General features: G+C 66.2%; 1 protein-coding gene. It reads right to left on the bottom strand.

What is annotated here, in order from left to right; all coding sequences use genetic code 11:
- The coding region (locus tag MTF65_RS30105; protein WP_243632169.1) for a condensation domain-containing protein at positions 1 to 402 on the bottom strand (402 nt) is incomplete at both ends.

Genomic DNA, 402 nt, shown 5'->3' with positions numbered 1-402 from the left:
AAAGACACCCACGGCACCGCCACACCACCATCACCCACACCCTCAAGCAGCACACACCGCTCCTCAAGCGAGAGGATTTCGACCGCGCCGATCCGCGTGTCCGGAGCACCGACCAGCTCCTCCAGCAGACGACCCCACCGTGTGACCAGGGCCTCCACCGTCGACCGGTCGAACAGATCCGTGGCGAACTCCACCAATCCGTCCAGGCCGTCCGGATTCCCGCTCCCGGTACGGCGTTCCGTCAGGCTCAGCGACAGATCACCTCGGGCACTGCCCGTTCCCACCGGCTGCGGTACGACATCCAGACCGAGGAGTTCCGGCTGAGCCTGGGGGGTGTTCTGGAGGGCCAGGGACACCTGGAAGAGCGGGTGATGGGAAAGGGAGCGCTGCGGATTGAGCACC

This window comes from Streptomyces sp. APSN-46.1 (assembly GCF_022815725.1).
Classification (GTDB): Bacteria; Actinomycetota; Actinomycetes; order Streptomycetales; family Streptomycetaceae; genus Streptomyces.
The sequence above is the reverse complement of the archived record's forward strand: the minus strand, read 5'-3'. Positions and strand labels throughout refer to the sequence as shown.